Origin of the sequence: Amycolatopsis sp. NPDC102389, from assembly GCF_044765885.1 — a bacterium.
GTDB lineage: Bacteria > Actinomycetota > Actinomycetes > Mycobacteriales > Pseudonocardiaceae > Amycolatopsis.
Genome location: NZ_JBIWKX010000061.1, coordinates 35,603 through 45,185, shown reverse-complemented (window position 1 = coordinate 45,185; position 9,583 = coordinate 35,603). Strand labels below are relative to the sequence as shown.

The 9,583-nt window shown below is 69.6% G+C and carries 10 protein-coding genes; 3 read left to right on the top strand and 7 right to left on the bottom strand.

The features are described from left to right. Nucleotides 1-138: 138 nt before the first annotated feature. The 4 genes from ACIRGA_RS34095 to ACIRGA_RS34080 all read right to left on the bottom strand — a co-directional run bounded on the left by ACIRGA_RS34095 (nt 139) and on the right by ACIRGA_RS34080 (nt 2,723). On the bottom strand, nt 139-606 hold the full coding sequence (locus tag ACIRGA_RS34095) for a hypothetical protein (RefSeq protein ID WP_400949194.1): 468 nt from the start codon (nt 604-606) through the stop codon (nt 139-141). A 1-nt stretch (nt 607) separates the two neighbouring features. After that, a complete protein-coding gene (locus tag ACIRGA_RS34090; protein WP_007032748.1) occupies nt 608-880 on the bottom strand; it encodes a DUF1905 domain-containing protein in 273 nt (90 codons plus the stop codon). A 39-nt stretch (nt 881-919) separates the two neighbouring features. Continuing rightward, nucleotides 920-1,426 carry a flavodoxin domain-containing protein gene (locus tag ACIRGA_RS34085; protein WP_400949191.1) on the bottom strand — a complete coding sequence of 169 codons (507 nt, stop codon included), beginning with the start codon at nt 1,424-1,426 and terminating at the stop codon, nt 920-922. Between the two features lie 88 nt (nt 1,427-1,514). Beyond that, complete coding sequence (locus ACIRGA_RS34080) at nt 1,515-2,723, bottom strand: nitric oxide synthase oxygenase (protein WP_400949189.1); 1,209 nt, start codon at nt 2,721-2,723, stop codon at nt 1,515-1,517. A 378-nt stretch (nt 2,724-3,101) separates the two neighbouring features. Between ACIRGA_RS34080 and ACIRGA_RS34075 the strand changes: the two genes are divergently transcribed. Both ACIRGA_RS34075 and ACIRGA_RS34070 read left to right on the top strand, forming a co-directional pair. Next, nucleotides 3,102-4,118 (top strand): CobW family GTP-binding protein, encoded by a 1,017-nt coding sequence (locus tag ACIRGA_RS34075; protein WP_400949186.1) that lies wholly within the window; start codon nt 3,102-3,104, stop codon nt 4,116-4,118. 104 nt (nt 4,119-4,222) lie between these two features. Further along, entirely contained in the window at nt 4,223-4,489 is a 267-nt protein-coding gene (locus ACIRGA_RS34070; protein ID WP_400949181.1) for a hypothetical protein, read from the top strand. A gap of 61 nt (nt 4,490-4,550) precedes the next feature. On the opposite strand, the gene ligD is transcribed toward ACIRGA_RS34070, so the two are convergent. The 3 genes from ligD to ACIRGA_RS34055 are packed head-to-tail and all read right to left on the bottom strand — an operon-like array spanning nt 4,551 to nt 7,826. Further along, the gene (gene ligD, locus ACIRGA_RS34065) at nt 4,551-5,558 is read right to left on the bottom strand and encodes a non-homologous end-joining DNA ligase (protein WP_400949179.1); all 1,008 of its coding nucleotides are present in this window, start codon (nt 5,556-5,558) and stop codon (nt 4,551-4,553) included. Next, nucleotides 5,555-6,634 (bottom strand): ATP-dependent DNA ligase, encoded by a 1,080-nt coding sequence (locus ACIRGA_RS34060; protein WP_400949176.1) that lies wholly within the window; start codon nt 6,632-6,634, stop codon nt 5,555-5,557. The genes ligD and ACIRGA_RS34060 overlap by 4 nt, the downstream gene beginning before the upstream one ends. 40 nt (nt 6,635-6,674) lie before the next feature. Continuing rightward, nucleotides 6,675-7,826, bottom strand: a complete 1,152-nt coding sequence (locus tag ACIRGA_RS34055; protein ID WP_400949173.1) for a DUF1015 family protein — start codon at nt 7,824-7,826, stop codon at nt 6,675-6,677. Between the two features lie 111 nt (nt 7,827-7,937). Here ACIRGA_RS34055 and ACIRGA_RS34050 point away from each other — a divergent pair, with 111 nt between their 5' ends. Further along, nucleotides 7,938-9,458: an MDR family MFS transporter gene (locus tag ACIRGA_RS34050; protein WP_400949169.1), complete on the top strand. Its 1,521-nt coding sequence runs from the start codon at nt 7,938-7,940 to the stop codon at nt 9,456-9,458. The last annotated feature ends 125 nt before the right edge of the window (nt 9,459-9,583 follow it).

The window sequence follows — 9,583 nt, the reverse complement described above, 5'->3', positions numbered from 1 at the left end:
ATCACTCAAAACCACACGGCCCTCCGCGGGCCGGTCCGTGTGGTTTGGCTGTGGCTGGTGTGGTTGTGTGTTCCTTACCTCACAACCCCACCCCCCCCCCCCCCCACCACCTCGACCCCACCTGCCACCTTCGCCTGATCACTTCGGCGGACGCAGCCGCGGGGAAAGCTTGGTGAGCGCCAATTCCTCCAGACGGCTCGAGATCTCCGCCAGCCCGGCGTCGAGCCGATCCAGATCCACTCCCTTGCCGGACAGGTCTTCGCGTACGTGCTTCTCCACCTTCACCCAGTCGTTGCGGTACCGGGTGGCCAGCTCCTTCCACGGCACACCGGCCAGCCCGGCGGCGAGGCCGCTGTCGTAGGCGAGCACGCCGCGCTCCATCAGGTACGCGATGCCCGGGTACCCCAGATATCCCTGCCAGTAGGACCCGTTGTCGTTGGCCGTGATCGAGCCCGCGGCCCGATCGTGGCGGACGTCGTAGGTCTTGGCCTTGTCCGACGACGCGACACGAGCCGTGTCACCGTCGACCTCGACCCGCCCGTCGGCGACCGCGCCGAGCGCCTCGTAGATCTTGATGACCGGGGACGGCTTCCATGCGGTGGCCAACTCAGCCCTCGAGCCGTTCGAGCAGGACGATGTCGACGGTGTCACCCTCCTCTTTGCCGATCGCCTTGCGCACGTCGGCCTTCACCGGCAGCTTGTGGGTGCCGTCCCCCAGCGCCATGAACGAACTCCGGAACGGATGTCCGTCGATGGTGCCGCGCACCTTCACCAGTCCCCTGGTGCCGAAGAACTCGGCGGAGCCGGGCATGACCACGTACGTCCAGCCGCCCTTCTCCGGGCTCTTGAGCAGCTTCGCGGTGAACTGTTTTTTGTCCATGGATCCACCCTACGACAGCGCACCGACGAAACCAGTGCCTCAGAGGGTGACTCGGATGCGCACGCGGCGGCCGACATCGCGCGCCCACGCCCGGATCGACGGCCAGTCGCGGAAATCGCCCGCCCACGGGCCCGCGGCCATGATCTTCCAGAACAGGCCGGTCGCGGTTTCCCGGGTGAGCCTGCCGCCGAAAGTGGCCGTGCGCTCGGCGTCGATCCTCGCGGCGAGCAAGGCGACCCCCGCGGGCAGGCTCACCCGTTTGCCCGCGGCGAGCGGCCCGCAAGGCCCGCTGTGGAACAACCAGACCGGGCGATCCCGAAGCGCCTCCTCATGCTCGGAGAGCAGGCGGACCGCCTCCGGGCGCCAGCGCCGGTGGTACAGCGCGCTTCCCACGATCACCGCGCCGTACGGCTCGACGTCCTCGACTTCGGCCGCGTCCAGCAGGTCGGCCGTCAGCCCGCCTTCCCGCAGCTCGGCGGCGATCACCTCGGCGATCTCCCTTGTCCCACCGGATTTGCCGGCGTGGACGACGAGCACTGCGGTCATGTCCCCATTGTCCGCGCGGCCGCAACCCGTGCCACCGTTCAGCCCATCGACACGCCGCATTCGGCTCACCTCTTCACCCGTCGGAGCGCTACCCGGGAGGCAGGAACGCCGGCCGCACGGCCGGATCGGGTTCGTCGTAGTAGCGGTGGAACACGGCGGTCTGCCCGCCGGACAGCGGGGGGACGATCCAGCTCCACTCCGCCTGGCAACGGCGTCCGGCGCGCTCCTCCTTGGCGATATGCGTGAGGAATCGCCGCGATTCGGTGTGGTGATCGGCGACGGTCACGCCCGCCGCGTCGAAGGAGTGCTGGACGGCCAGCGTCAGTTCGACGAGCGCGCGGTCGCGCCACAGGGTGCGCTCCGACTTCGTCGACAGGCCCATGAGATCCGCGATCACCGGCAGCAGGTCGTAGCGGTCGGTGTCGGCGAGGTTCCGCGCGCCGACCTCGGTGGCGAGGTACCAGCCGTTGAACGGCGCCGCGGGGTAGGTGATCCCGCCGATGACCAGCCGCATGTTGCTGATCGCCGGTACCGCGTGCCAGCGCAGGCCGAGCCCGGCGAACCATCGGTGGTCGGGATGCGACAACGGGACCTCCAGCACGGCGTCCGGCGGGAGCCGGAACAGGCGCCGCTCCCCCGGTTCGGACTCGATGAGGAGCGGGAGAAGGTCGAAGGAGCCCTTCCGCTCGGGCGGACGCCAGCCGTACTCCTGGACGGTCTCGGTGAAGCCGGCGTGGCGCGGATCGCCCAGCACCGAGCCGTCGCCGAGCCGGTAGCCCGCGTACCGGACGAGCTGATCGTTGTGGATCTTCGGACCGGGCCCCGCCGGACCGTCCGGCGCGAACACGGTGATGGTCGAGCGGATCCGGCCACCCCTGGTCGCCTCGCGCAAATGAGCGACGCACTCCTCGGCGATGGCGGAGGCTCCGTCGACGTCGCGGCGGTCTCGCACCTTCAGCCCCTGCCAGTACAGCCTGCCGATGCACCGGGCGGAGTTCCGCCAGGCGACCCGGGCGCCGAACTCGAGCTCGGCTTTCGTGTGCCGGTAGGTGCCGGTCGCGTCGATCTCGGCACGGACCCGGTCGAGCCGCGCACTCAGCGGAGTGGGCCCGCCGTCCGTTTCGGCGTGGAAGAGCCGGACGAAGTCCTCCGCCTCCGCTCTGTCCACGCTCCGTTCCCGCGACGTCACTTCGGGAGGCAAGCGAGGGATATCCGTCACCCGCATGGACGCCGTCGCCACCTCGGCCTCCCACTCTCCGAATTCGACACCGGCACCGGTGGCGGGAACGATCACCATTCCTCCTGCACTCGGAAATGCCCGGAGGATCATGCCTGTTCGGCGAGATGGCCGGGTCCGGACCAGGCGAAAGACGATACCCCACGGAAAGAGGGCCACGATCCGCCAAATGGCAGAAACTTCGGCCGCGCTGACATTTCAGCAGGTGAAAAGCTTGCCGACGACAATATTTGGAATTGAGTAAGACTTCGCGGGATATTCACCGGAATGCGCCACAGCGAAAATGATCAGGCCCGACCAAGATCACTTTATGATCGTCATTCGTCACTCTTTCGAGCGTATTCCGCCGCCGAGGCTTCTGTTCTTTCCCCGTGCCGGTGTATTGACCCGCGTCCACCGTCGCTAGAGTGCGGGGAGCTCCGAGGAGAAAGGGAAATCGTGGTCGAAAGGCGGATTCCGGTCATCCTGGTCGCGGGCTTCCTCGGCTCCGGCAAGACCACCCTGCTCAACCACCTGCTGGCCAACCGGCAGGGCGCGCGGATCGGGGTCGTGGTCAACGACTTCGGCAGTATCGCGGTCGACGCGATGGCCGTCTCCGGCCAGGTCGACACCATGATGTCGTTCGGCAACGGCTGCCTGTGCTGCGCCGTCGACGCGAGCGGCCTCGACGCGATGCTCGCGAAACTCTCCGAGGCCGAGGCCGGGATCGACGTCATCGTGATCGAAGCCAGCGGGCTCGCCGAACCACGTGACCTCATCCGCCTGATGATCGCCAGCGAGAACCCCGCCATCTCCTACGGCGGCCTGGTCGAACTCGTCGACGCCGCCGAGTTCGAGGCGACCAGGCAGCGGCACCCGGAACTGGACGAGCACCTCGGGTTCGCCGACCTGGTCGTGCTGAACAAGATCGACCGGGCCGACGAGGACACCCTGGCCAAGCTGCGCGGCACGATCGACGAGATCGCGCCCGGCACGCCGGTGATCGCGACCTCCCACGGCCGGATCGACCCCACCCTGTTCTTCGACGCCCGGCCACGCGAACGGGTGGGCCAGCTGTCGTTCGACGACCTCCGCGAGGAGGAGCACGACCACGAGCATCACTTCCACACGGCGTACGACAGCGTCGCCTTCAGCACCGAACGCCCGCTGGACCCGCGGCGGCTGATGGACTTCCTCGAACAGCGCCCCGGCGGGCTCTACCGGATCAAGGGCTTCCTCGACTTCGGCGCGAACGACCCGCGGTCCCGGTTCGGCCTGCACACGGTGGGCTCGTTCATCCAGCTGGAGCGGTCGGCGTGGCCGTCGGGCCAGGCGCGGCGGAGCGAACTGGTGCTGATCGGCTCGGGGATCGACACCGAGGCCGTCACCGCGCGTCTCGAGGCCTGTGTCGCGGACGATCCCGAGGTCGTCGACGAACGCGGCATGCTGCGCGTACTGCGGTTCATTCAGGACTGACACGCCGAAAGGCCGCGAAATACCGGGTATCGCCGCGTGTCTCCTTGACACTGGATTCCGGAAGGAATCTCGAGCTGGACCACCTGTATCGGGAGGACAGTTCCATGACGAACACCGCCGGACGCTGGTACCTGGTCGGCGCGCTGCCGGAGGACTCCCCCGCAGCGCACCTGATGACCCGCTCCGAAGACCTCCGCTACCGGCGTTCCGCCTGCGGGGACAGGGAATCCCGGCTGTGGAAGCCGGTGGATCTCACCACCACCGACGTCGCCCCGTGCCCGCGCTGCGCCGCGACCCTGCCCGGCCACCGGTCCGCCCGCAAGGCCGAAGCCGCCGTGAACACGCAACTCGCCTTCGACCTGCCGCTCTGACCGCCCGCGTTTCGTCCTCTGAATGCGGTAGTTGGCAACGCGAACCACCGCATTCAGAGGACTAAACGCTGTCTTTCTTCGCCCGGCTCGGCGCCACCCGGGGTGGCTCGTTCGGCATCTTCGGATAGACGGGCGGCCAAGGCGCGTCCATGAGCCCGTTCGCCATATCCTTTTTGGACATTTCCAGCAACGGCTCGATCGACTGCGGTTCCGTTGCTGCCCAAGGGTCTCCGCGCTCGGCGAGGCGAGCGGGCACAGTGGACAGAGTGAGCTTGTCCGGCTCGACGGTCTCCAGCTCGTCCCAGCCGATCGGCGTCGACACCTGCCCGCCGACCCTCGGCCGCACGCACCACGCGCCGAACACCGTCTTGTGCGGCGCGTTCTGGTTGAAGTCGACGAACACGCGGGAGCCGCGTTCTTCCTTCCACCACTGCGCCGTCATCTCCTCGGGGTGGCGGCGCTCGAGTTCGCGAGCGAGCGCGACGGCGGCCGCGCGGACCTCGTAGCCGTCCCACTTCGGTTCCAGCGGCACGTAAAGATGCAAGCCGCGCGAACCCGAGGTCTTCAGCTGCGCCTCGATGCCCAGCTCGTCGAGCAACGCCTTCGTGAGGACGGCACCGTGCCGCAACTCGGGGAACCCGATCCCGGGAGACGGGTCGAGGTCGACGCGCAGCTGATCGCTGATGTCCGGCGCGTCGGCCCGGTTCGGCCACACGTGGAAACCGAGACAGCCCTGATTGACCGCCCAGATGACGTGCGCGAGGTCCTTCGCCACGAGCGCGTCCGAAGTGGTCCCGTTCGGCGTGGACACCACCGTCGTGGTCAGCCAGCCGGGAGCGTTCTTCGGGACCCGCTTCTGGAACCACGACTTCCCGCCGGCACCGTCGGGATAGCGTTCCAGCAGCAGGGGCCTGCCGCCGAGCTGCGCCAGCAGCGGGACCGAGACCGCGCGGTAGTACTCGACGAGGTCCAATTTGGTCTCGCCGTTCTCCGGGAAGTAGACCTTGCCCGGATTGGACACCGCGAACTCGACGCCGTCGAGGTCGAGCGTGACCGGCTCCGCTTTCATGTTTCCCCCAGCTCGGTGAACAAGGTGGCCAGCTCGGCGGGCGGGACCTCTTCGAGCTGCGCGTACGTGCACGAGGCCGGGTCACGATCGGGACGGAAGCGCACGAGCCTCCCACCGTGGCGGAACCGGGTGCCCTCGACGTGTTCGTAGCGGACCTCGGCGACCCACTCGATACGGACCGGCTCCCAGCTCAGATCCTTCTTCGGCGCCCACCGGCTCCCTGCGCCCGGCATCCGGCCGCCCGCCTCCTCGTGGGCTTCGGCCCATTCGCGCCAAGGATGGTCCTCCAGCGCGTTCTCGCGCAGCGGCGCGAGCTCTTCCACCAGCTCACGGCGCCTCGCGGCGGTGAAACTGCTGGCCACGCCCACATGGTTCAGGACGCCTTCGTCGTTGTAGAGCCCCAGCAGCAGCGACCCGACGCCGGCACCGTCCTTGTGCCACCGGAACCCGGCGACGACGCAGTCCGCGGTGCGCTGGTGCTTGACCTTCCACATCACCCGCTTGTCCTGTTCGTACGGTGCGTCGGCGGGTTTGGCCATCACGCCGTCGAAGCCCGCGCCCTCGAAGCGGGTGAACCAGTCCTGTGCGACGTCGGGATCTTCGGACAGCGGGGTGAGGTGCACCCGGGCGAACTTCGTGTCGACCACGGTTTCGAGCAGTTTCCGCCGCTCCCCGAACGGTTCCGGCGTGAGATCCCGGTCTTCCAGGGCGAGCAGGTCGAACACCACGAAACTGGCGGGCGTCTCCTCGGCCAGCTTGTTCACGCGGGACGCCGCCGGATGCAGGCGCAGCTGGAGCGCCTCGAAATCGAGCCCGCCCTCGGTGACCAGCACGATCTCGCCGTCGACGACGCAGCGCTCGGGCAACGCGTCCTTGAGCAGCTCGACCAGCTCGGGGAAGTACCTCGTCAGCGGCCGGTCGTTGCGCGAGCCCAGCACGACCTCGTCACCGTCGCGGAAGACCACGCAGCGGAAGCCGTCCCACTTCGGCTCGTACAGCAGCCCCGGCGTGCGCGGCAGTTCGTGCACGGCCTTGGCCAGCATCGGCTTGACGGGCGGCATCACGGGCAGTTCCACGAGGGCGATCCTAAGCCGCGCCACCGACAAAAGCGCGACGTCAGAGCTCGGCCAGCAGGAGTCCGCTCCGCGGTTTCGGCGTGAAATAGGTGGCCTTCCTCGGCATCCTCGACCCGGCCGCGTGCACGGCGAGCACCTCCGCGTACGGGACCGGGGCCAGCAGCAACACCGCGTCCGCGTCTTCGGGCACCGGCACGCCCGGCAGCAACGGGCGCACGTTCGGCCCTTCCGGATCGACGCCGAGCGCCCCGCGGAGCAGCTCCTGCTCGACCACCGCGTGGTCACCGCCCGCCTTGCCGAGCGACACCCGGAAAGCCGACGGTCCCGCCAGGACGGTCACCTCGCCCGCCTCGGACGGCGGACCCGGCGGGCCGGGGTGGACGTCGTAGCCCGCCTCCGTCCAGCGCCGGACCAGGGTTTCCGCGTCGAGACCGGTGCCGGTGAGCACCCGGTGGATGGGCCCGATCCGCAGCCCCGGCCCGCCGGTGACCAGCGCCAGCAACGCGCCGCGCCCCGATTCCGCGGCGGCCGCGACGCGATGGTTGCCGTCCGCGACCAGGAGATCCAGGCCGTCCAGGGTCGCCAGCAGGTCGTCCTGGTCTTCGCCGGGACCGGTGAGCCACAGTTCGTGCTCGCGGCCCGCGCCGTCCACTGTGGACAGGCAGGGCGTGCGGCCCCGGCAGATCCGTTCGATCAGCGCGGTCAGCTCCCGGCCGCCGGTCGCGGGGACCAGCATCGCGGCGCTCGTCGCGACACCGAGCCCGGCGAGCATCGCGGCCCGTTCCGCGACGACGTCCGGATAGACGTCCTCGGTGTGCCGGACCCGGGTCACGCCGTCGTCCCGGACCGCGGCGGGGTCGACCAGGCAGAGCACGCCCAGCGCGACCCCGTCCGGCCCGTCGATGCGATACGGCGCGACGACGTCGGCGACCGGGCGGTAGTGCCCCTCCCGGATCCGCTCGAACGTCGCCCTGGCCTGTGGCAACGCGGCCTCGATCGCGAGGCCGCCCGCCAGCGCGGCCGGGGTCCTGGCCGGATGCTGGACCGCCAGCAGACTGTCGCCGCGGGCGTCGGCGAGCGCGGCGGCCACCCGGTCCGGGTCGGCGAACTCGTCGACGTCGGGCCCCGGGACGGTGTCGCGGACAACCCAGCCACGGTCGATCGGGCGGATCCAGGTGCTCATCCGATCCATTTTGCGGGATAGCTCACGGAAAAAATCGGTCCCATGACCGGGTGTCTCCGTGGAATGCTTACCCATGCGAAGTAGTTGACGCCGTTCATGAGCCTGAGGAGACCGCCACAGATGACCACCCCGGCCCCGGTCACCGCGAAGGAAGGGGTCGGTTTCCGGTCCGAACGCGGCCCCGTCCTGATCGCCGTGATGCTGTGTTCCGGCCTGATCGCGCTGGACTCGACCATCATCGCCACGGCGGTGCCCTCGGTGGTCGCCGATCTGGGCGGGTTCTCGCAGTTCCCGTGGCTGTTCTCGATCTATCTGCTGACCCAGGCGGTCACCGTCCCGTTGTACGGCAAGTTCGCCGACGTGCTCGGCAGGCGTCCGGTGATGTTCTTCGGGATTGCGGCGTTCCTGCTGGGCTCGGTGCTGTGCGGCGCGGCCTGGAGCATGCCGGTGCTGATCGCCGCCCGCGCGGTGCAGGGCATCGGCGCGGGCGCCATCCAGCCGATCGCGCTGACCATGGTCGGCGACATGTACACCGTCGAGGAACGCGCTAGGGTGCAGGGCTATCTCGCCAGCGTGTGGGCCATTTCGTCGGTGGTCGGGCCGACGCTGGGCGGGGTGTTCGCCGAGTACCTCGACTGGCGCTGGATCTTCTTCATCAACCTGCCGCTCGGCGCGCTGGCGGCGTGGATGCTGTTCCGGAACTTCCGTGAGCGCGTCGAACGCCGCTCGCACCGCATCGACTACTTCGGCGCCACGCTGCTCACCCTCGGCTGTTCGCTGCTGATCCTCGGCCTGCTGGAGGGCGGGGTCGCCTGGGGCTGGGCGTCCGCGCCGAGCCTGGGCATCTTCGCCGGCGCGGCGGTGCTGCTGGTGACGTTCGTGTTCGTGGAACGCAAGGCCGACGAGCCGGTGCTGCCGCTGTGGATCTTCACCAAGCGGACGCTGATCGGCGGGAACCTGGTCGCCGTCGTCGTCGGCATGCTGCTGATGGGCCTGACGTCGTATCTGCCGACCTTCTCGCAGGGCGTGCTCGGCACCGGCGCGCTCGTCGCCGGATTCGCGCTGGCGGCGCTGACCGTCGGCTGGCCGATCTCGGCGTCGCTGGCGGGCCGGATCTACATGCGGATCGGGTTCCGGGACACCGCGCTGATCGGCAGCGGGGCGGTCATCGCGGGCGCGGCGCTCACGGTGTTCCTGGCGGCCGGGTCGTCGATCTGGCTGGCGGCCGCGGCCGCGTTCGTCCTCGGGCTGGGGCTGGGCCTGGCGTCGAGCCCGACCCTGATCGCCGTGCAGTCCACCATCGGCTGGGAACGCCGCGGCGTCGTCACCGCGACCAACATGTTCAGCCGATCGTTGGGCAGCGCCGTCGGCGTGGCGATCTTCGGCGCGATCGCGAACGCCACCCTGGCGAGCCGCTTCGCGAACCCACCCGCCGGAGTGACCGGCCTGCCGTCGGGCGTCGACGCGACCAGCGTCGTCCTGGGCGGCAACGGCCCGGACACCGCGACGACGACGTTCGTGCGTGGCGCCCTCGCGGACGCCACGCACCACGTCTTCCTGGCGATGCTGGTGGTCGCGGTGCTCAGCGTCGGCGCGCTGCTGCTGATGCCGCGGCGGACCGAAGAGCTGAAGTTCGACTAGCAAGCGCCTGGGTTCGGTGGGTCGTGGGGGGGGGGGGGGGGGGGGGGGGGGGGAAACCCCCCACACCCCCCCCGGCGACCCCCCCGCCCAGACGGGGGGGGGGGGGGGGGGCGGGGGGGTAGAAC